The organism is Bradyrhizobium sp. CCBAU 51753, from assembly GCF_015291565.1.
Lineage (GTDB): Bacteria > Pseudomonadota > Alphaproteobacteria > Rhizobiales > Xanthobacteraceae > Bradyrhizobium > Bradyrhizobium ivorense.
The window spans coordinates 7,524,308-7,545,240 of sequence record NZ_CP030037.1 but is presented as its reverse complement, the minus strand read 5'-3'; the positions used below and the strand labels follow the sequence as shown (position 1 = coordinate 7,545,240).

Annotated in this window: 16 protein-coding genes; 11 read left to right on the top strand and 5 right to left on the bottom strand. The window is 66.0% G+C overall.

Annotated elements, in window-relative coordinates:
• Positions 1–127: 127 nt before the first annotated feature.
• Both XH93_RS34495 and XH93_RS34490 read left to right on the top strand, forming a co-directional pair.
• Entirely contained in the window at positions 128–907 is a 780-nt protein-coding gene (locus tag XH93_RS34495) for a ribonuclease HII (protein WP_194470894.1), read from the top strand.
• Positions 908–1,246: 339 nt separating this feature from the next.
• Positions 1,247–2,752 carry a glycosyltransferase family 39 protein gene (locus XH93_RS34490; RefSeq protein WP_194470893.1) on the top strand — a complete coding sequence of 502 codons (1,506 nt, stop codon included), beginning with the start codon at positions 1,247–1,249 and terminating at the stop codon, positions 2,750–2,752.
• Positions 2,753–2,874: 122 nt separating this feature from the next.
• On the opposite strand, the gene XH93_RS34485 is transcribed toward XH93_RS34490, so the two are convergent.
• Positions 2,875–3,702 carry a uracil-DNA glycosylase gene (locus tag XH93_RS34485; protein WP_194475436.1) on the bottom strand — a complete coding sequence of 276 codons (828 nt, stop codon included), beginning with the start codon at positions 3,700–3,702 and terminating at the stop codon, positions 2,875–2,877.
• 139 nt (positions 3,703–3,841) lie between these two features.
• Between XH93_RS34485 and XH93_RS34480 the strand changes: the two genes are divergently transcribed.
• The 6 genes from XH93_RS34480 to XH93_RS34455 all read left to right on the top strand — a co-directional run bounded on the left by XH93_RS34480 (position 3,842) and on the right by XH93_RS34455 (position 12,488).
• The gene (locus tag XH93_RS34480) at positions 3,842–5,500 is read left to right on the top strand and encodes an electron transfer flavoprotein-ubiquinone oxidoreductase (RefSeq protein ID WP_194475435.1); all 1,659 of its coding nucleotides are present in this window, start codon (positions 3,842–3,844) and stop codon (positions 5,498–5,500) included.
• A 349-nt stretch (positions 5,501–5,849) separates the two neighbouring features.
• Positions 5,850–7,637: a tetratricopeptide repeat protein gene (locus XH93_RS34475; RefSeq protein ID WP_194470892.1), complete on the top strand. Its 1,788-nt coding sequence runs from the start codon at positions 5,850–5,852 to the stop codon at positions 7,635–7,637.
• A 225-nt stretch (positions 7,638–7,862) separates the two neighbouring features.
• On the top strand, positions 7,863–8,750 hold the full coding sequence (locus XH93_RS34470; protein WP_194470891.1) for a 4-(cytidine 5'-diphospho)-2-C-methyl-D-erythritol kinase: 888 nt from the start codon (positions 7,863–7,865) through the stop codon (positions 8,748–8,750).
• Positions 8,751–9,165: 415 nt separating this feature from the next.
• Positions 9,166–10,092, top strand: a complete 927-nt coding sequence (locus XH93_RS34465) for an SMP-30/gluconolactonase/LRE family protein (protein WP_194470890.1) — start codon at positions 9,166–9,168, stop codon at positions 10,090–10,092.
• Between the two features lie 133 nt (positions 10,093–10,225).
• A complete protein-coding gene (locus tag XH93_RS34460) occupies positions 10,226–10,819 on the top strand; it encodes a GNAT family N-acetyltransferase (protein WP_139486024.1) in 594 nt (197 codons plus the stop codon).
• Positions 10,820–10,844: 25 nt separating this feature from the next.
• Positions 10,845–12,488: a GMC family oxidoreductase gene (locus tag XH93_RS34455; protein ID WP_194470889.1), complete on the top strand. Its 1,644-nt coding sequence runs from the start codon at positions 10,845–10,847 to the stop codon at positions 12,486–12,488.
• Between the two features lie 202 nt (positions 12,489–12,690).
• Here XH93_RS34455 and XH93_RS34450 read toward each other — a convergent pair whose 3' ends face one another.
• The 3 genes from XH93_RS34450 to XH93_RS34440 form a co-directional block, all read right to left on the bottom strand.
• A complete protein-coding gene (locus tag XH93_RS34450; protein WP_194470888.1) occupies positions 12,691–14,193 on the bottom strand; it encodes an NAD(P)/FAD-dependent oxidoreductase in 1,503 nt (500 codons plus the stop codon).
• 78 nt (positions 14,194–14,271) lie between these two features.
• Positions 14,272–15,114: a MoxR family ATPase gene (locus XH93_RS34445; protein ID WP_194470887.1), complete on the bottom strand. Its 843-nt coding sequence runs from the start codon at positions 15,112–15,114 to the stop codon at positions 14,272–14,274.
• 182 nt (positions 15,115–15,296) lie between these two features.
• Positions 15,297–17,216 carry a diguanylate cyclase gene (locus tag XH93_RS34440; protein ID WP_194470886.1) on the bottom strand — a complete coding sequence of 640 codons (1,920 nt, stop codon included), beginning with the start codon at positions 17,214–17,216 and terminating at the stop codon, positions 15,297–15,299.
• 157 nt (positions 17,217–17,373) lie between these two features.
• Here XH93_RS34440 and XH93_RS34435 point away from each other — a divergent pair, with 157 nt between their 5' ends.
• The 3 genes from XH93_RS34435 to sseA all read left to right on the top strand — a co-directional run bounded on the left by XH93_RS34435 (position 17,374) and on the right by sseA (position 20,070).
• Positions 17,374–18,549, top strand: coding sequence for a VWA domain-containing protein (locus XH93_RS34435; protein WP_139864422.1), 1,176 nt, complete (start codon positions 17,374–17,376; stop codon positions 18,547–18,549).
• Between the two features lie 121 nt (positions 18,550–18,670).
• On the top strand, positions 18,671–19,084 hold the full coding sequence (locus XH93_RS34430; RefSeq protein ID WP_194470885.1) for a rhodanese-like domain-containing protein: 414 nt from the start codon (positions 18,671–18,673) through the stop codon (positions 19,082–19,084).
• A 128-nt stretch (positions 19,085–19,212) separates the two neighbouring features.
• A complete protein-coding gene (gene sseA, locus XH93_RS34425) occupies positions 19,213–20,070 on the top strand; it encodes a 3-mercaptopyruvate sulfurtransferase (protein ID WP_194470884.1) in 858 nt (285 codons plus the stop codon).
• Here the strand turns inward: sseA and XH93_RS34420 are convergent.
• A complete protein-coding gene (locus tag XH93_RS34420; RefSeq protein ID WP_194470883.1) occupies positions 20,067–20,924 on the bottom strand; it encodes a hypothetical protein in 858 nt (285 codons plus the stop codon). The two genes, sseA and XH93_RS34420, sit on opposite strands and share 4 nt — an antisense overlap.
• Positions 20,925–20,933: the final 9 nt, after the last annotated feature.

Genomic DNA, 20,933 nt, shown 5'->3' with positions numbered 1-20,933 from the left:
TTTTCGCTGTTTTGACAGCGCGCCACCGTCAAGCGGAACGTGCTGCCCGGCGCCGCGGCCTGAATAACGGGGAAGGGCGCCGGGTTCCCGGTTGCGCTGGCGGTTCGGCCTGCGCCACGATCGGCGCATGATTCGGGACAAATCCAAGAGCGTGCCCAAAGCCGCGAAGACCGCGGCGCAGAAGACGCCGGCCGAGCCAGCCAAGCCGGAGAAGCGCGTCATCGTGCGGCCGAGCTTTCGGCGCGAGCGCGCGCTGATCAAGCGCGGGGTCTGGCCGATCGCTGGCTGCGACGAGGCCGGGCGCGGCCCGCTGGCGGGCCCCGTGGTCGCCGCCGCGGTGGTGCTGGATCCGAAGCGCATCCCGAAAGGCCTCGACGATTCCAAGCGGCTGACCGCCGAGCGCCGCGAGGAACTGTTCGAGGAGATCTGCGCGACCGCAGCCTATTCGGTCGCGGTGGCCTCGCCGGCGCGAATCGACCGCGACAATATTTTGCGCGCCTCGCTGTGGGCGCTGGCTCGCGCGGTGCATGCGCTCCCCGAGGCGCCCAAGCACGTTTTCGTCGACGGCCGCGACCGGCTCGCCACGCCTTGCGACTGCGAGGCCGTGATCGGCGGCGATGGCCTGGTGGCGTCGATCGCCGCGGCCTCGATCATCGCAAAGGTGACGCGCGATCGCCTGATGAGCGCACTGGCGCTGGATTGCCCCGGCTACGGTTTTGAGCAGCACAAGGGCTACGCCGTGCCCGAGCATCTCGAAGCGCTGGATCGGCTCGGCCCCAGCGCCCATCACCGCAGCTTCTTCGCCCCCGTCGTCGCGGCGCGGCTAAAGCATTTCCCGGAGCCGCCGACGCCGGACCTGTTCACCGTCGATCCGGAGAGCGAAGCCGTGGCCTCCGCCGCGGCGTAGCGTCCAAACGTACGCCATCGCTTGCGGCCACCCCTCTCCCCACCCTCCCCCGCAAGGGGGGAGGGAGCCTGACCTGCGTGCCCACCTCACATCGAGTCGTACGTTCGAACGTGCGCGAAAGCTATCCCTCGGTAGCAAGTGAGTGAGCCGCCGACGGAAGGGCTCCCTCCCCCCTTGCGGGGGAGGGTTGGGGAGAGGGGTGGCCGCGAGTCGCACTGTTGGTTTGTCGCGGAGAGAGTCGTGCGTACACCGGTTGCCTCCATCGCCGCCGCCCGTTATCAAACCGCAAGGACCAGCTTGCGCCGCTGACACGGGTGGTTGGGGCATTTCAGGCGTTTCATGCGGTTTACCTCCCTCGTCGTCGAACTGATCCGCGCCCGGCCGCGTCTGGTGGTGTGGATCGTGGTGCTGGCGCAGGCGGCGATCTGGCTGTTCCTGCCGCTGATCGTCTATGGCAGCCCGCCCGGCAATCTCGCCACCGTGCTGGCGTTCGGCCGCGAATACCAGGTCGGCACCGACATGGGGCCGCCGCTGTCGTTCTGGCTCGCCGACATCGCCTACCGCGCCGCCGGCAATCACGTGTTCGGCGTCTATCTGCTGGCGCAGATCTGCGAGATTGCGACCTTTATCGCCTTCTACCAATTGGCGCGCGCCATCGTCGGCGGGCCGCAGGGCGTGCTCGCGGTGCTGCTGTCGATGACGGTCGTCGTGTTCTCCTCGCCGAGCGTCGAGTTCGGCCCGCTGATCCTGGCGCGTCCGTTGTGGGCGCTGCTGCTGCTGCATTCCTGGCAACTGATCGGGCAGAACCGGCGCAGCGCCTGGTTCGCCTGGTCGATCGATTGCGGCCTGCTGCTGCTGACCACGCCTGCGGCGATCGGCATGATCCTCCTGGTCGCGGGCTTTGCGGTCGCGACCGCACGCGGCCGCCGCACCTTGCGCGCGGTCGATCCGATCTACGCGCTGCTCGTCGTCATCGTGCTGGCGCTGCCCTATCTGATCTGGCTGATCCGCGCCGACGTCTTGGCGCTGCCGCCACTGCCGGCGCTCGGCGAACTCGGCGCCCGCGCCACGCGCTGGGGCATCGTGCTCGGCGGCCTGATCGTGGCGACCGCCGCGATCGTGCTGCTGGTCATCCTCAATTCGCGCTGGTTTGCCCGCGAGAAGGAGGATCCGCCGATCATCTACCGCCCGGCGGTCGATCCGCTGGGGCAGCAATTCGTCTACTTCTTCACCTTTGCGCCTGCAGTCGTCGGCAGCTTCGTCTCCGGCCTGTTCAACCTCGACCGCGTGTTCGGCGGCGCCGGCGTCGCGCTCTTGATGTCGGGGCTCGCCGTCGTGGTCGCGAGCGGCGATCTGATTCGTCTGCGGCGGCAGCGGCTGCTGCGCTCGGTGTGGGCGCTGGCCGTCGCCGCACCGGCCGCGCTGGCGCTGGTGGTGGCGCTGTTCCTGCCCTGGACCAGCACCACGGAGGCGCCGACCTCGCTGCCGTCGGCCGCGATCGGCCGCTTCTTCGACGACAGTTATGAGCGCCGCACCAACCAGCGCCTGCGCGCGGTCGCCGGCGATCCGGAGATCGCCAGCCTGATCGCGATGCAGGCGCGCCGTCCACACCTGTTGCTCGACGCCACGCCGCAGCGGACGCCGTGGCTGTCGATCGCAAAATTCAACGAGACCGGCGGCGTCGTGGTGTGGCGCGCGCAGGACACCGCCGGCACCCCGCCGCCCGATATTGCGCAGCGTTTCCCGAATCTGGTGCCGGAGGTGCCGCGCTCGTTCGACCGCCTGGTCAACGGCCGGCTGCCGACCTTGCGGATCGGCTGGGCCATCGTGCGCCCGAAGGGGTGATCTTGCGACCGTCATTCCGGGGCTCGCGAAGCGAGAACTATGGTGCGCACTTGCGCACCTGAGAATCTCGAGATTCCGGGTTCGATGCTCCGCATCGCCCCGAAATGACGGTGCTTACGAAGCTACGCGCTTGCCGCCGCCAACGCCTTCGCGATCGCGCGCAGGTCGAGCCAGGTCATCTTCTTGTACGACGGCGAACGCAGCAGATACGCCGGATGGAACGTCGCGATGGCGCGGATGGTGCGGGTGCCGGTGTCGTAGTCGACCCATTTGCCGCGCGTACGCATGATGCCCTCGCGGGTGCCGAGCAGCGCCTGGGTCGAGGGATTGCCCAGCGTCACCAGCACGTCGGGGTTCACCAGCTCGATCTGGCGCTGGATGAAGGGCAGGCAGATTTGCGTCTCCTGCGGCGTCGGCGTGCGGTTGCCGGGCGGCCGCCACGGGATCACGTTGGCGATATAGGCCTTGCTGCGATCGAGCCCGATCGCCGCGATCATGCGGTCGAGCAGCTTGCCGGAGCGGCCGACGAACGGCAGGCCCTCGATGTCTTCGTCGCGGCCCGGCGCCTCGCCGACGAACATCACGCGCGCCTCGGGGTTGCCGTCGGCGAACACCAGTTTCGTCGCGGTGTGCTTCAGCGCGCAGCCGTCGAACGTCTGCAGCAATTCGCGCAGCGCCTCGAGCGTCGGCGCCATCCGTGCCGCATCGCGCGCCGAGGCGATCGCGGCGTCCGGCGCCACGGTGTTTTCGCTGCGCGGAACTGACGGCATCACCGGCGGCGGCGGACGCAGCGGATTGAGCGCGGCAACGGGCCGCGGCGCGGCGGGCGCGGGAACCGCGTCGACCTCCGCCAGGCGGTTGATCGGCTCATCGCCCAGCGCGCAGTCGACCCCGGCCTCGAGGTAAAAGGCCAGCAATTGCTGCAGAGTAGGGGCGGGTTCGGGCGTCAGGGCCATGGCATATTGAATTTAGGACAGAATGGACGCGCGCGAAACGTCCCGAAGCGCAATTCCATGGTTGTCCTTCCCCGAAAAATCGGAAACAACGACCCTGAAAAGCTTAGAAGCGTTCTCAATGGGCTGAGATCAGATCATGAGTGAAGAACTTCCTCCGCGCGAATCCATGGAATTCGACGTCGTCATCGTCGGCGCCGGCCCCTCGGGCTTGTCGGCCGCGATCCGGCTCAAGCAGCTCAATCCGGAGCTATCGATCGTGGTGGTGGAGAAGGGCTCTGAGGTCGGCGCGCACATCCTCTCGGGTGCGGTGATTGATCCGGTGTCGCTCGACAAACTGATCCCGGACTGGCGCGAGGACGCCGACTGTCCGCTCAAGACCCAGGTGACCAGCGACCGCTTCTACTGGGCGACGTCGCAGGGCTGGTTCCGCATTCCGAACTTCATCATGCCGCCCTTGATGAACAATCATCACTGCTACATCGGCTCGCTCGGCAATGTCTGCCGCTGGCTGGCGCCGAAGGCGGAGGCGCTCGGCGTCGAGATCTATCCGGGCTTCGCCGCCGCCGAAGTGCTCTACGACGACAAGGGCGCGGTGCGCGGCATCGCCACCGGCGACATGGGCATCGCCAAGGACGGCACCCACAAGGATTCCTACACCCGCGGCATGGAGCTGCTCGGCAAGTACACGCTGTTCGCCGAAGGCGCGCGTGGTTCGCTGTCCAAGCAACTGATCGCGAAATACAACCTCGACGCCAACTGCGAGCCGCCGAAGTTCGGCATCGGCCTCAAGGAGGTCTGGCAGATCGACCCGGCGAAGCACAAGAAGGGCCGGGTGCAGCACACGCTCGGCTGGCCGCTGAACGACAAGACCGGCGGCGGCTCGTTCCTCTATCACTACGACGACAACCGCGTCGCGGTCGGCTTCGTCGTGCATCTGAACTACAACGACCCGTATCTGTCGCCGTTCGACGAATTCCAGCGCATCAAGACGCATCCCGACATCCGCGAGCTGTTCGAGGGCGGCAAGCGGCTCGCCTATGGCGCGCGCGCCATCACCGAGGGCGGCTACCAGTCGGTGCCGCGGCTGTCGTTCCCGGGCGGCGCGCTGATCGGCTGCGCCGCCGGCTTCGTCAACGTGCCGCGCATCAAGGGCGTCCACAACGCGATGGGCTCCGGCATGCTCGCCGCGGAGCATGTCGCCTCGGCGCTCGGCGCCGGCCGCGCCAATGACGAACTCGTCGAGTACGAGAATGCCTGGCGCTCGTCGGCGATCGGCAAGGACCTGTTCAAGGTCCGCAACGCCAAGCCGTTGCTGTCGAAGTTCGGCAATCTGCTCGGAACGCTGTTCTCCGGTTTCGACATGTGGTGCAACACGCTCGGCTTCTCGCTGTTCGGCACCCAGTCGCACGCCAAGCCCGACCGCAAGACGCTGGATGCCGCCACGCAGCACCAGCCGATCGCCTATCCGAAGCCGGACGGCAAGATCACGTTCGACAAGCTGTCCTCGGTGTTTTTGTCCAACACCAACCATGAGGAGGACCAGCCGGTCCATCTCAAGGTCGCCGACATGAACCTGCAGAAGACCTCCGAGCACGACGTGTTCGCCGGTCCCTCCAACCGCTATTGCCCGGCCGGCGTCTATGAATGGGTCGAGGAGAGCTCGGGCCCGCGTTTCCAGATCAACGCGCAGAACTGCGTCCACTGCAAAACCTGCGACGTGAAGGACCCCAACGGCAACATCACCTGGGTTCCTCCGGAAGGCGGCGGCGGCCCGAACTACGAGGCGATGTAAGCCTGACCACAATTGCGTGAGGGCACAGCGCTCCGGACAACCCCCGTCTCTCCGCTTGCGAGGGGAGGCGGAACTGTTTCCAGGGCATCCTTCTGTGTCTCAACGCGTTTGTGCGCGCGCCGGCCACGATACCGCCACACTAGAAGCGTCTTGCGGGGCAGGCTGGCTGGATCGGCGGTCCTAAGGGCCTAATCTGCCGATTGATTCGTCATGCCTATCCTTGCGGTTGAACGCCAAAAGCGGCATTGTCGGCGGCCGTGATGCCGCCGCTTGGGTCGCATTTTGAAGCTGATCGCAAGCGAGATCTTGTAAGGATCTGGCCGTAAATCCCTGGAGCAAGGCGACCGTGATGCTGTTCACCCGTTTCAACCGCCTGACCATTGCCGCACTCGCCGCAGCCGCGCTCGCCGCGCCGGCGCAGCTGGCGGCGCAGACGCCCGACCATCCCGCCGACAACACGGCGCAATTCCCGACCAAGAACGATTTGAAATCGCTGACCACCGCCGGCAGCTATCTGGCCGCCCGCCATGCCAGCGTCGAGCGCGATGCGGCCTCGGCCGCGGCGTTCTACCGCTCCGCGCTGCGCACCGATCCGAAAAATTCCGAGCTGCTCGACCGCGCCTTCATCTCCTCGCTCGCCGACGGCGACATCGACGAGGCGGTCAAGCTCGCCGACCGCATCCTGACCCAGGACAAGGCCAACCGCGTCGCCCGCCTCGTGGTCGGCGTGCGCGACCTCAAGCTGAAGAAGTACGCCGCCGCGCAGACCAACATCAACCAGTCGATCCGCGGCCCGATCACCGACCTCGTCGCGACGCTGCTGTCGTCCTGGGCCGCCTATGGCGCCGGCGACTCCAAGGCCGCGATCGCCGGAATCGACAAGCTGACCGGGCCGGACTGGTATCCGATCTTCAAGGACCTGCATGCCGGCATGATCTACGAGCTCGCCGGCAAGGAGAAGGACGCCGGCACCCGGCTCGAGCGCACCTACAAGCTGGACGATTCGGCGCTGCGCACGGTCGACGAATATGCGCGCTGGACCTCGCGCAACAAGGATACCGCCGCCGCCACCGCGCTCTATGAGGCCTTCGACAAGAAGCTGCCGCGCCACCCGCTGGTGCTTGACGGCATCAAGGAGACCAAGGCCGGCAAGAAGCTGCCGCCGCTGGTCGATAGCCCGCAGGCCGGCGCCGCCGAGGCGCTCTACGGCATCGGCGCGACCTTGACCCGCCGCGGCGGCGAGGACCTCGCGCTGGTCTATCTGCAGCTGGCGCTCTATCTGCAGCCGAGCCATCCGATGGCGCTCCTCTCGCTCGCCGATCTCTATGAATCGGTGAAGAAGCCGCAGATGGCGATCAAGATCTATGAGCGGATGCCGGCGTCCTCGCCGCTGAAGCGCAACGCCCAGATCCAGCTCGCGACCAATCTCGACGCCGCCGACCGCAGCGACGAGGCGATCAAGATCCTCAAGGACGTCGCGACGGAATACCCGAAGGACATCGAGGCGATCCTGGCGCTCGGCAACATCGAGCGCGGCCGCAAGAAGTTCGGCGACTGCGCGGTGACCTATTCGCAGGCGATCGATGCGCTGCCGGCCGGCGGCGACAAGAATGCCTGGGTCACCTACTACTATCGCGGCATCTGCGAGGAGCGCTCCAAGCAGTGGAACAAGGCCGAGACCGACATGCGCAAGGCGCTCGAGCTGCAGCCCGAGCAGCCGCATGTGCTGAACTATCTCGGCTATTCCTGGATCGACCAGGGCATCAACCTCGACGAAGGCATGAAGATGATCAAGCGTGCCGTCGAGCAGCGCCCCGACGACGGCTACATCGTGGATTCGCTCGGCTGGGCCTACTACCGGATCGGCAATTTCGAGGAAGCGGTGAAGAACCTCGAGCGCGCCATCGACCTGAAGCCGGAAGATCCGACCATCAACGACCATCTCGGCGACGCCTACTGGCGCGTCGGCCGCACGCTGGAGGCCAAATTCCAGTGGGCGCACGCCCGCGACCTCAAGCCGGAGCCGGACGAGCTGCCGAAGATCCAGGCCAAGATCGACAACGGTCTGCCCGAAGACGCCTCGCCGGCCGCCGCCGCCAACGACAAGAAGAAGGACGACGGCGGCAAGGGCGGGTAGTTGCCCGCTAGACAGGCCAAGGCCTTCCGCAGAATGAGATCGACATGGCCGGGCTTGACCCGGCCATCCATCCCCTTCGCGAGATGCCCTTTCGGGCGATGGATGCCCGGGTCAAGCCCGGGCATGACGAGTGGTGCCGGAATTTCCGTGCCAACAAAGGGATAGGATCGTGGTGCGATTTACGCTAATCGCATCACGATGTTTGTTTTTTAGGGGTTATTCGCCGTGCCGGCGCTGATTGAAGAGGGGCGTGCCAAGGTCAACCTGACGCTGAAGGTGGTCGGGCGGCGCGTCGATGGATTTCACGATCTGGAGAGCGTCGTCGCGTTTGCCGATTGCGCCGATCGCCTGATCTTGGAGCCGGGCGACCAACTGGCGCTCTCGATGTCCGGGCCGCTGGCGGATGCCTGCGGCGACACCTCGGACAATCTGGTGCTCAAGGCCGCGCGCCTGCTCGGCGAGCGCGTCGCCGACCTCAAGGTCGGCCACTTCACGCTGGAGAAGGTGCTGCCGGTGGCCGCCGGGATCGGCGGCGGCTCGGCGGATGCCGCGGCCGCGCTGCGGCTTTTGGCGCGGCTCAACGAGCTGTCGCTCGACGATGACCGGATCATGGAGGTCGCGCTCAAGACCGGCGCCGACGTGCCGGTGTGCGTCGCCTCGCGCGCCTGCGACATGAGCGGCGTCGGCGAGAGCCTGTTGCCGCTCGACCTGCCGACGCTGCCGTGCGTGCTGGTCAATCCGCGCGTGCCGGTTGCGACCAGGGACGTCTTCAACGCGCTCGGCCTGCGTCACGGCGAGCTGTTGATCGGCGCCACCGATGTGGTGATGCAGGCCCCGTCCTGGCCCGACACTTCGAGCGCGATCGACGACTGGATCGACGCGCTCGCAAGCGGCACCAACGATCTCGAAACCCCCGCCGCGCGCGTCGAGCCTGTGATCAGCAACGTGCTGTCCGCGCTGCGGCAGGCAACCGGTGTTCGCCTCGTGCGCATGTCCGGCTCCGGCGCGACCTGCTTTGCGATCTTCGCAACGGATGCCGACGCGGCCGCTGCCGGCGAGAGGCTGCGCGCCGACCAGCCCGGCTGGTGGGTGCACGCCGGCACGCTGAGCTGAGGCTTTTTCCCATCGTCATTCCGGGGCATGCCAACGGTCCGCGCGAAGCGCGGCCCGATGACAGGCTCCGCATGAGCCGGGAATCCAATATTCACCCGTCATCCTGAGGCGCTCGTCCAGCAGCGCAGCTGCGCTGCTGGGCGAGCCTCGAAGGATGAATCGGCCCGGCTGGTGGCCGTCGATCCTTCGAGGCTCGCCGAAGAGGCTCGCACCTCAGGATGACGGGTTTGATAAGCTTCGCCAGGACGATACTGTTATCACGGCGCCAGCTCGGGGCCGCCGCAACGCCGGGCAGCGTTGCGGCGCGGTTGCTTGGCAAGACAAATCGGCTTTGCCATAACAGGCCGAAACAACAACGTTGCGCGCGCGGGACCGTCATAAAATCCGCCGGCAGCCAATGAGCCGGGAGGATGCCATGGCCAATATCCGAGTTCTCGCCACCGATCTGGAATTTCCCGAAGGGCCGGTCGTGCTGCCCGACGGTTCGGTGGTGCTGGTGGAAATCCGCGGCCAGCGGCTGACGCGGGTCTATCCCGACGGGCGCAAGGAGATCGTCGCGAAAGTGCCGGGCGGCCCGAACGGTGCGGCACTTGGTCCCGATGGCAAGATCTACATTTGCAACAATGGCGGCTTCTCCTGGATGCCGGCCGGCAAGATGATCATGCCGGGACCGCAGCCGGAGGATTATCTCGGCGGCTCGATCCAGCGTGTCGATCTGCAATCCGGCAAAGTCGAGACCGTGGTGACGAAGTGCGGCGAGCACGGCCTGCGCGGGCCGAACGATCTGGTGTTCGACAAGCACGGCGGCCTGTGGTTCTCCGACCTCGGCAAGCGCCGCGCCCGCGACATGGATGTCGGCGCGTTCTATTACCTCAAGCCCGGCATGAACGAGATCGTCGAGGCGGTGCACGGCATCCTGCCGGCCAACGGCATCGGCCTGTCGCCGGACGAGAAGACCGTCTACATCGCGGAGACGCCGACTGCACGGCTGTGGGCCTATGAAGTTTCCGAGCCCGGCACGATCAAGCCGCGCGAGGTGATCTATCGCGGCGAGCGCGGCAAGCCGATCGCCGGCCTCGGCGGCTACCAGATGTTCGACTCGCTCGCGGTCGAAGCAAACGGCAATGTCTGCGTCGCGACGCTGGTCTCGGGCTGCATCTCGGTGATCGCGCCCGACGGCACGCTGGTCGAGCAGGTGCCGACCGGCGACCGCGTCACCACCAACATCGCCTTCGGCGGCCCCGAGCTGAAGACCGCCTATATCACGCTGTCAGGCAAGGGCGAGCTGATCGCGATGGACTGGCCGCGGGGCGGATTGCCGCTGAATTTTTTGAATACATGATCGCGCCCACCGTCATTGCGAGGAGCGAAGCGACGAAGCAATCCATCGTTCCGCATGCGCGGAGAGATGGATTGCTTCGCTTCGCTCGCAATGACGGCTAGGATCGCGCCGGATTACAGATAGAGGACACAGAATGCCCTGGCTTGAACCGGTCACCCTGCGCGGCGCACATGCGCGGCTCGAACCGCTGTCGCACGATCACCTCGCCGGGCTGACCGAGGCGGTGAAGGACGGCGAGCTGTCAAAGCTCTGGTACACGGCGATCCCGCAGCCGGAGAACATGACGAAAGAGATCGACCGCCGGCTCGGCCTGCAGGCCGCCGGGTCGATGCTGCCGTTCACGGTGTTCGATGCCGACGGCAAGATCGCCGGCATGACCACCTACATGAATGTCGACACGCCGAACCGCCGTGTCGAGATCGGGTCGACCTGGTACGCCAAGCGTGTGCAGCGCAGCGCGGTCAATACGCAGTGCAAACTGTTGCTGCTGACCCACGCGTTCGAGAAGCTCGATTGCATCGCGGTTGAGTTCCGCACCCATTTCTTCAATCACCAGAGCCGCCGCGGCATCGAGCGCCTCGGCGCCAAGCAGGACGGCATCCTGCGCAGTCACCAGGTCGCGCCCAACGGCACGTTGCGCGACACCGTGGTTTACAGCATCATTGCCAGCGAATGGCCGACGGTGAAGGCGCATCTCACCTATCAGCTCAACGATAAACCGCGCTGACGGTGTCGGCGCCAGAAACGGAACGATGGAAACCTTCGATTATGTGATCATCGGCGCAGGCTCCGCCGGGAGCGTGCTGACCAACCGCTTGAGTGAAGACCGCACGACTCGCGTCTGCGTGCTGGAGGCGGGGCCGAGCGACTGGCATCCCTACATCCATCTGCCGGCCGGCTTCATCAAGACCTTCCACATGAAGAGCGTGAACTGGGCCTATCAGCAGGAGGTCGGTCCCTACACCGGCGGGCGCAGCATCTACGCGCCGCGCGGCAAGACGCTCGGCGGCTCGTCCTCGATCAACGGCCACATCTACAACCGCGGCCAGCGCCAGGATTTCGACACCTGGGCGCAGATGGGCAATCGCGGCTGGGGCTATCCCGACGTGCTGCCGTACTTCCGGCGCATGGAGAAGCGGATCGGCGAGGGCGACGACACCTATCGCGGCCGCGACGGCAATCTCACCGTCACCACGATGGACTGGCAGGACCCGCTCTGCGAGGCCTTCATGGCCGGCGCGGTCAGCCTCGGCATTCCGCGCAACCCCGACTACAACGGCCAGATCCAGGAGGGCGTGTCGTACTGCCAGCGCACCATCCAGAACGGCCGCCGGGTCAGCGCCGCGACAGCGTTCCTGCATCCGGCCAACCGGCGGCCGAACGTCGACGTGCGCACCCATGCGCATGTCACCGGCATCATCTTCGAGGGCAAGCGCGCGGTCGGCGTGCGCTACAATCGCGGCGGCAAGTATGGCGATCCCTTGGAGATCCGCGCCAACAAGGAAGTCATCCTGTCCGGCGGCGCCTACAACTCGCCGCAACTGCTGCAGCTCTCCGGCGTCGGCGCGCCCGAGCTGTTGAAGACCCACGGCATCGAGGTGGTTCACGCGCTGCCCGGCGTCGGCGAGGGCCTGCAGGATCACTACGCGCCGCGTTCGGTGGCGCGGGTCAAGAACATCAGGACCATCAACGAGCTCCGTCGCGGTCTCAGCCTGTGGGTCGAGGCCCTGAAATGGGCGACGACGCGGCGCGGCCTGCTGTCGCTATCGCCGACCATGGTGTACTGCTTCTGGCATTCCGGCGAGACCACCGAAAGCTCCGATCTGCAGCTCACCTTCACGCCGGCGAGCTACAAGGAGGGCGTGCAGGGTCAGCTCGAGGACGAGCCCGGCATGACGGTGGCGTCATGGCAGCAGCGGCCGGAGAGCCGCGGCTATGTCCGGATTCGCTCCGCCGATCCGTTTGCGCCGCCGATCATCCAGACCAATTATCTCGCCGAAGAACTCGACCGCCGCGTCGTGGTCGCCGGCATGAAGCTGGCGCGCCGGCTGCTCGCCTCCGAGCCGCTCAAGCCGTATTACGCTTACGAGGATTTTCCCGGCCCGAAGGTGCAGAGCGACGACGAGCTGCTCGCCGCCGCGACGGAGCGCGGCACCACCACCTTCCATCCCGGTTGCACCTGCCGGATGGGTCCGGCGGATGCACCGTGGTCCGTGGTCGACGACCAGCTTCGGGTTCACGGCATGGAAGGCCTGCGCGTGATCGATGCCTCGATCATGCCGCGAATGATCTCCGCCAACCTCAACGCGTCCACGCTGATGATCGCCGACAAGGCCTCCGACATGATCCGCGGCAAGACGCCCGAGGCCGCGGCGAAGCTGCCGGAGTATGCGTGAGGCCTTCGATCAGCGCGCACGACCTGTCACCGTCATCCTGAGGCGCGAGCTCTTGCGAGCCTCGAAGGATGAATCGGCCGCCGGCGGTGGCCGTCGACCCTTCGAGGGCCGCTGAAGAAGCGGCCACCTCCAGCGACAACGGCGAAGCCGTTGCGCGGGGGTGACGGGATTGGCAAGAGGGTGACGGGATAAGCAGCGGGCGCTACCCGTAGACGAACGCCTTGTCCTTGAGGTCGATGGCCGGGAATTCGTCCTTCTCGGCCCAGTAGTCCTGGTTGTGCTGCCACTCCGGCTTGTCGCCGCGCTTCGGCAGCAGGTGCATGCCGCGCATCATGTAGCCGGGATTGAAGTTCTCCGGATCGATCCACGGCAGCAGCGGCATGTTGTGGTCCTCGGGCCGCAGCGCCGGCGTCACCTTGCTCGCGCCTGTTACCTTCATGTGCTTGAGCATGCGGCAGACGAAGTCGGCGACGAGGTCGACCCGCAAGGTCCAGCTGGCGCGGAAATAGCCGAACACCCAGACGAGGTTCGGCACGCCGGTGAACATCATGCCGCGATAGGTCACGGTGTCCTTGAAATCGAGCGGCTTGCCATCGATCGCAAACTCGATGCCGCCATTGGCGGAGAGATGGAATCCGGTCGCGGTGATGATGATGTCGGCCTCGAGCTCTTTGCCGGACTTGAGCAGGATGCCGGTCTCGGTGAAGCGCTCGATCTCGTCGGTGACGACCGAGGCCTTGCCGCCCTTGATGGCGTGGAACAGGTCGGCATCCGGGACGAAGGCAATGCGCTGCCGCCACGGCCGGTAGCTCGGCGTGAAATGGGTGGCGATGTCAAAATCCTTGCCGAGAACGGCCTCGACCGCCGCCAGCAGGTCCTTCTTGGCGCCCTCGGGCTCGGCAAAGGTCCGCTTGGTGAAGGCATCCTGCTCGAACAGGATTTTTCTGCGGACGATCTCGTGGATCCAGGCCTCGTCGACCTGCAGCCGGCGCAGCTCCTCGGCGATCTCGATGGCGTTGCGGCCGGTGCGGAAATAGGTCGGCGAGCGCTGCAGCATGGTGACGTGGCCGGCATCGTTGGCCATCGCCGGGATCAGCGTCGCGGCAGTGGCGCCGGAGCCGATCACGATCACCCGCTTGCCCTTGTAGTCTAAATCGTCGGGCCAGGTCTGCGGATGCACGATGGTGCCCTTGAACTTCGCCATGTCGGTCCACTCGGGCGTGTAGCCGGCGTCGTGGCGGTAGTAGCCCTGGCACATCCAGAAGAAATTCGCGGTGAAGCGCAGGTGCTCGCCGGTGTCGATGCGCGTCGCATCGATGGTCCAGAGATTGGTCTCGTTCGACCATTCCGCGGCGGTGATGGTGTGGCGGTAGCGGATATGCCCGGCGAGATCGTTCTCCTCGATCACCTCGCCCATGTACTTCAAAATCTCGGCCGCGCTCGCGATCGGCGCGCTGGTCCACGGCTTGAAGCGGTAGCCGAAGGTGTGCAGGTCGCTGTCGGAGCGGATGCCGGGATAGCGGTGCGTCGACCAGGTGCCACCGAACGTCTTCTGCGTCTCCAGCACCACGAAGCTGGTGCCCGGACATTGCGTGGTGAGATGGTAGGCGGCGCCGACGCCGGAGATGCCGGCGCCTGCAATCAAAACGTCGAAATGCTCGGATGTAACGGGCTCGGCGGCCCGGATCTGGGTCTGGACGTTCATCTTCCCTGGTCTTCTTGTTGGTTGAGGCTGAGAAGCAAAACGCCGGAGCTTTCGCTCCGGCGCTCGCCGATATCGAAGCTAGACTTCGCGGCGGCTGAGGAACGCCAGCCGCTCGAACAGGTGCACGTCCTGCTCGTTCTTCAAGAGCGCGCCGTGCAGCGGCGGGATCAGCTTGCGCGGGTCGCGCTCGCGCAGCATCTCCGGCGTGATGTCCTCGTTGAGCAGCAGCTTGAGCCAGTCGAGCAGCTCCGAGGTCGACGGCTTCTTCTTCAGGCCGGGCACCTCGCGCACCTCGAAGAAGATGCGCAGCGCCTCTTCGACCAGCCGCTTCTTGATGTTGGGGAAGTGCACGTCGACGATCCGGCCCATCGTGTCGGCGTCGGGGAACTTGATGTAGTGGAAGAAGCAGCGGCGCAGGAAGGCGTCCGGCAGCTCCTTCTCGTTGTTCGAGGTGATCATCACGATCGGGCGCAGCTTCGCCTTGATGTTCTCGCCGGTCTCGTAGACGTAGAACTCCATGCGGTCGAGCTCGAGCAGCAGGTCGTTCGGGAATTCGATGTCGGCCTTGTCGATCTCGTCGATCAGCAGCACCGGGCGCTTTTCGGCGGTGAAGGCGTCCCACAGCTTGCCGCGCTTGATGTAGTTCCTGATGTCGGAGACGCGGGCATCGCCGAGCTGGCTGTCGCGCAGCCGCGACACCGCATCGTATTCGTAGAGGCCCTGCTGCGCCTTGGTGGTCGACTTGATGTGCCAGGTCAGCAGCGGCGCGTCGATCGCCTTGGCGACTTCCTCGGCCAGCACGGTCTTGCCGGTGCCGGGCTCGCCCTTCACCAGCAGCGGGCGCTCGAGCACGATGGCGGCGTTGACGGCAACCTTGAGATCATCGGTGGCGACGTAATCCTTTGTACCCGTGAATTTCATCTATCTGTTTGCCTTGGTTCGTTCGTCGGCCGCACGGGGCCCGACATGAAACGACCGCTCTCGCGGCGGTCGCAGATCCTGTCCAATGTCTTGTCAGCTGTCATACTAGATGAAAAAGCAGGGCGGTCTAGGCCGGATTCCGCAGCGCAGCGGGGCCCGGACAGCGCCGTGCGCATAGTATGTCAGGCGTACTGTTTCCGCCCTGCGGAATGACTGTCACCCGACAGCGACGACGCCAGCACGGTGCGGTCGCGCCCGGAATGCTTCGCCTCGTAGAGCGCGAGGTCGGCCCGGCGGAGCAATTCGCTCTCGTCGACAGTGGCGGCCGAGCGGCTGGCAATTCCCACGCTGATCGACACCACGCCGCGGCGCGCGGCGGGATTGGCGATCGCCAGCGCGCGCACCATGAGACGGATGGCTTCCGCCACCTTGAGCGCGTCCTGCTCGCCGACGCTGGGCAGGATGATGGCGAATTCCTCGCCGCCGTAGCGCGCCGCCAGCGCCGTCGTCTTGTCGGTGGCGTCAGCGATCACGTTCGCGACGCGCCGCAGACATTCGTCGCCGGCCTGATGGCCCAGGCTGTCGTTGAAGCCCTTGAAGTGGTCGATATCGAGCATGATCAGGGAGATGTGCTCGCGGTCGCGAAACTCGCGCGGCAGCGCCACGTCGAAACTTCTGCGATTGGCGAGCCCAGTCAGGCCGTCGGTGGTGGCGAGCGCGGCCAGCCGCACGTTCAGCGCGTTGAGCTCGTCCTCCATCTTGCGGCGTTCGGTCACATCGCGCAGCACGCCGACCACCTCGATGCCGCGGTGATCGTCCGCGGCGCCGGCAAGCTTGAAGTTGATCTCGACCCAGACCTCCGATCCGTCGGCGCGATGGGTTCTGAATTCCACCGTCTTGGTGATCGTCCAGTCGGTCAGCTCCGACGTCGCCTTGGCGACGTCTGCGAGGTTGTCCGGATGCACGAACGCGAAGCAGGACTTGCCGATCAGATCGTCCGCCTTGCGGCCGAGAATGGTCTCGACCGACTGCGACACGAACAGAAAATGGCCGTTGCGATCGAGCAGGATCACGACGTCGGCGATGTTATCGGCGAGCAGCCGATAGCGCGCCTCGCGTTCGCGCAACATCAGCCCGACCCGGGTTCGCTTGCCGAATTCGCGCGCCAGCAGGACCGCAAACAGGACGACGATTCCCATCAGCACCAAAGCAACGAGCAGGTCATTGCGCAAATCCTCGTGCCACGCGGCAAGAACCTCGGCCTCCGGCAGCGCAACGGTCACCACGATCGGATATTGCGAGGCCCGCTCGAAACCGAGATATTTGATCCGCCCGTCGAACGGCGAGGTGGTCTTGGTATAGCCGGTTCGATCCTGCTCGATCCTGGTCTTGAAAGCCGCCGACACCTCCTTGTTCCACTTGCCCGACGGCCAATGCGCCAGCACGATGCCGTCGAGCCGCAGCAGGGTGATCCCGGCATGCGGGCCGAACCGGAACGCCTGGTAGAAATTGTCGAAATACCGGCTCTCGATGGTGGCGAACAGGATGCCGCCGAAGCTGCCGTCCTCCTTGGTGATGCGGCGCGAGAGCACGATGGTCGGCCGGCCGGTCAGGCGCGACTCCAGCGGCTCGCTGATATGCAATGCGGGATCGGTGGAATCGCGGTGCGCGATGAAATAGCTGCGATCGGCGTTGTTGTGCGCCGGCAGTTCCGCGGCAGACGAGTAGACCCTGGCGCCGTCCGGCCCGATCACGCCGATCTCGCCGATCTGCGGCAGGGCGTCCGCGGTCTTGCGCAGCGCGGCATTGAAGCGGTCGACGCGGGGCTTCTGGTATTTCAGCAGGTCGACCATGGCGCCCATGGCCACGTCGATGGCCTGGATCGAATGCGAGGCATGTTCGGCGAGCGAATGGGTGAGATTGTGAATGTCCCGCTCGCCCTGGGCCAGCGCCGCGGCGCGACCCTCGATGGCCTTCCAGACCAGCAGTCCGAGCACGCAAGCGCTCATCGCGACGACGACCGTGGTCACGATGGCCCGCGGCGAAAACAATTTCGGCTGCTTGGCGGAGCTGTAGGGCAAGTTGGTGTCCACTGGTGTCATGCCGCCTCCAGTGATCAACGCGCCATCTTAATGTGACGTTTCGGCCGGCAGGACCGAAGCTGGCCGGGGTGGTTAAGTGAAGGTGAATGGCTGATCCGCGGGTCCCGCCGGGGAGGGGCCCTTGACGGCACCGGCGGGGCGGGCGATTTAAGTAACCATGTTCCTGCAGTTCTTCACATCGCTGCGCGACGCCCAGGTCCCGGTCACGCTCCGGGAATATCTGACGTTGATGGAAGCGCTTGACGCCGATCTCGCCGATCAGTCGGTCGAGAATTTCTACTATCTGTCGCGCACCGCGCTGGTGAAGGACGAGCGCAATCTCGACAAGTTCGACCGCGTGTTCGGCTCCGTGTTCAAGGGACTCGAGAGCCTGCTCGACGCCATGGACAAGGCCGAGATCCCCGAGGAGTGGCTGAAGAAGCTCGCGGAAAAATATCTCACCGAGGAAGAGAAGAAGCAGATCGAGGCCATGGGCTGGGACAAGCTCATGGAGACCCTGAAGAAGCGCCTCGAGGAACAGAAGGGCCGCCACCAGGGCGGCAGCAAGTGGATCGGCACCGCCGGAACCTCGCCGTTCGGCGCCCACGGCTACAATCCCGAAGGCGTCCGCATCGGCCAGGAGAAGAACCGCAACAACCGCGCCGTCAAGGTGTGGGACAAGCGCGAGTTCAAGGATCTCGACGGCAATGTCGAGCTCGGCATCCGCAACATCAAGGTCGCGCTGCGCCGCCTGCGCAAGTTCGCCCGCACCGGCGCGCCCGACGAGCTCGATCTCGACACCACGATCAAGGAGACCGCCAACCACGGCTATCTCGACGTGCACATGCGCCCCGAGCGGCGCAACGCGGTCAAGGTGCTGGTGTTCTTCGATATCGGCGGCTCGATGGATTCGCATATTGAGCAGGTCGAGGAATTGTTCTCGGCCGCCAAGACCGAATTCAAGCACATGGAATATTTCTACTTCCACAACTGCCTCTATGAGGGCGTCTGGAAGCAGAACAAGCGGCGCTTCACCGATCGCACGCCGACTTGGGACGTGCTGCACAAATACCCGCACGACTACAAGGTGGTGTTCGTCGGCGACGCCTCGATGTCGCCTTACGAGATCATGGTGCCCGGCGGCTCGGTCGAGCATGTCAACGAGGAGGCCGGCTCGGTCTGGCTCGACCGCATCATCCGCACCTATCCGCATGCGGTGTGGCTCAATCCGGTGGCGCAGAAGCACTGGGACTATTCGGAATCCACCACCATCATCCGCCGCATCTTCTCCGAGCGCATGTATCCGATCACAATCGAGGGTCTGGAGAATGCGATGAAGGAACTGGTGCGGTAGCCGTTTCCGTCGTTCCGGGGCGCACGGAGTGCGAACCCGGAACCTCGAGCTGATGAAACTCGATCGAGATTCCGGGTTCGCTTCGCGCCCCGGAATGACAGACAAAACGAGGGAGAGCGCCATGCCCCAGACCATCCACCGCGGCATCAAGGCGATGATCGACGAGGCCAATGCCGAGATCGAGACCATCAGCGCGAAGGATGCGATCACGCTGATCGGCAAGGACGACGTCGTGATCGTCGATATCCGCGATCCCCGCGAGATCGAGCGCGACGGCAGGATCCCCGGCGCGTTCCCCTGCACCCGCGGCATGCTGGAGTTCTGGATCGATCCGAACAGCCCCTATGCCAAGCCGATCTTCCAGCAGGACAAGAAGTTCATCTTCCACTGCGCCGGCGGCCTCCGCTCGGCGCTCGCCGCCAAGACCGCCAAGGACATGGGCCTGAAGCCGGTCGCGCATATGGGCGGCGGCTTTGCCGCCTGGCGCGACGCCGGTGGCCCGATCGAGGCCTGGGAGTCGAAAAAGAAGGGGTGAGGGGCGCTGCCGTTCTCGCCATCGTCATTCCGGGGCGCGCGAAGCTCGAACCCGGAATCCAGAGATTGCCTTGCGAGATTCCGGGTTCAATGCTCCGCATCGCCCCGGAATGACGGGAAAGAAACACCATGACCACCGCCGACGATCCGCTTGTTTCCACCGAATGGCTGGCCGCGCATCTCAACGATGCCAACGTGAAGGTGCTCGACGCGACTTTCAAGCTGCCGGGCGTGCTGCCGCTGCCGAAGGACGACTATCTCGCCGCACATTTGCCCGGCGCGGTGTTCTTCGATGTCGATGCGGTGTCCGATCGTGCCAATCCGCTGCCGCACATGTTTCCGAGCGCCGAGCAGTTCGGCCGCGACGTCGGCGGGCTCGGCGTCAGCAATGCCGACACCGTCGTGATCTATGACGGCGGCGGCTGGGTGGCGGCGCCGCGCGCCTGGTGGATGTTCCTGTCCTATGGCCACCGCAATGTGCGCATCCTCAACGGGGGCTTAAAGAAGTGGCGCGCCGAGGGCCGGCCGGTCGAGAGCGGCGACGTCAAGCCGAAGCCGGCGAGCTTCAGCGCGAGCTATGATGCGAAGCGCGTGCGCAGCATCGAGCAGATGATCGCCAATGTCGAAAGCCGCAAGGAGCAGGTGATCGACGCGCGCGCCGCCGACCGCTTCGAGGGCCGCGCGCCGGAGCCGCGGCCGGGCATCCGCGCCGGCCACATCCCGGGCGCCCGCAACGTGCCCTACAACCAGCTGTTCGATGCCGCGACCGGCGCGATGAAGCCGCTCGACGATCTGCGCGCCGCATTCACCGGCGCCGGCGTCAAGCTCGATGCACCGATCGTGACCAGCTGCGGCTCCGGCGTCTCGGCCGGCGTGCTGACGCTCGCGCTATACCGGCTCGGCATCACCGACACCGCGCTCTATGACGGCTCATGGTCCGAATGGGGCCAGGCGAGCGGCCCGCCGATCGCGACCGGGCCGGCTTAGCGCCGCGTAGTGGCCGGCACCGGCTGGCCGAACGGATCGAGTTGCTGCTGAACCAGCGCCTGCCGCGGCGGCCGCGCTCGGGTGACCCGGCGCCGTTCCTTCTTGCGTGCCGTCCGCTTGGGCTCGCTGCGCTCCGACTTCTTCTTCTCCTCGACCTTCGACTTCTTCTCCACGACCTTCGGCACCGCCGCCGGCTCAACGACGACTTCCGGTCCCCCCAGCGTTGCGATTGTCTTCGCGGCCGCGATCGCTTCGGGTGAGGGCGGCGGCGGTTCGGGCGCAACCGTCACCGGCGTCGGTGCAGCGGGGGCCGGCACGATGGCCGTCGTCGGAGCCGGCTCGGCCACCGCGGCGACTTTGACCTCGACGGGAGACGGGACTGCCTCAGTGACGGGCGGCGCGGGCTGCGGGGCCGGCGAGGCCTCCACGGCCGGTGCCTGCGCGGGGGCTTCGGCTGCCTCAACAGGTGCCGGCGCCTCGACCGCCTGCGGCTCCTGCTTCGGGTCGGCCGCCGGAGCGGGATCGGCGGTCGTCACGGCGGCGAGCTTCTCGGGCTCGGCCGGGGGCGGCGCCTCGGCAGCGGCAGGCGGCTCGGATGAAGGCAAACTCTGCGGCGCCGGGCTATCGGCCGTCACCTTCTCGGCGGGCGGCGGCGGGTCGACGCGCACCATGGCGAGCACCGGCTGCGTGTCCACCTGCTGGGCGAACGGGGGCTCGGGCGGGGCCCGGCGGGCCGGGATGCTGGCGAATTCCTCATGCGCGGCACGCAGTAACGCGGCGGCTCCCAGCCCGAATATCAGCAGCGAGGTCGCCAGTACGATCGCGGCGAACAGAAAACGAAGTCCGGGGAGCATGGGCGCGGT

Bases quoted from the DNA above. Each gene is read 5' to 3' on its own strand.
- XH93_RS34490 (WP_194470893.1), top strand. From the start codon at position 1,247: ATGCGGTTTACCTCCCTCGTCGTCGAACTGATCCGCGCCCGGCCGCGT.
- XH93_RS34475 (WP_194470892.1), top strand. From the start codon at position 5,850: ATGCTGTTCACCCGTTTCAACCGCCTGACCATTGCCGCACTCGCCGCA.
- XH93_RS34460 (WP_139486024.1), top strand. From the start codon at position 10,226: ATGCCCTGGCTTGAACCGGTCACCCTGCGCGGCGCACATGCGCGGCTC.
- XH93_RS34420 (WP_194470883.1), bottom strand. From the start codon at position 20,924: ATGCTCCCCGGACTTCGTTTTCTGTTCGCCGCGATCGTACTGGCGACC.
- XH93_RS34465 (WP_194470890.1), top strand. From the start codon at position 9,166: ATGGCCAATATCCGAGTTCTCGCCACCGATCTGGAATTTCCCGAAGGG.
- XH93_RS34495 (WP_194470894.1), top strand. From the start codon at position 128: ATGATTCGGGACAAATCCAAGAGCGTGCCCAAAGCCGCGAAGACCGCG.
- XH93_RS34440 (WP_194470886.1), bottom strand. From the start codon at position 17,216: ATGACACCAGTGGACACCAACTTGCCCTACAGCTCCGCCAAGCAGCCG.
- XH93_RS34445 (WP_194470887.1), bottom strand. From the start codon at position 15,114: ATGAAATTCACGGGTACAAAGGATTACGTCGCCACCGATGATCTCAAG.
- XH93_RS34455 (WP_194470889.1), top strand. From the start codon at position 10,845: ATGGAAACCTTCGATTATGTGATCATCGGCGCAGGCTCCGCCGGGAGC.
- XH93_RS34450 (WP_194470888.1), bottom strand. From the start codon at position 14,193: ATGAACGTCCAGACCCAGATCCGGGCCGCCGAGCCCGTTACATCCGAG.
- sseA (WP_194470884.1), top strand. From the start codon at position 19,213: ATGACCACCGCCGACGATCCGCTTGTTTCCACCGAATGGCTGGCCGCG.
- XH93_RS34430 (WP_194470885.1), top strand. From the start codon at position 18,671: ATGCCCCAGACCATCCACCGCGGCATCAAGGCGATGATCGACGAGGCC.
- XH93_RS34435 (WP_139864422.1), top strand. From the start codon at position 17,374: ATGTTCCTGCAGTTCTTCACATCGCTGCGCGACGCCCAGGTCCCGGTC.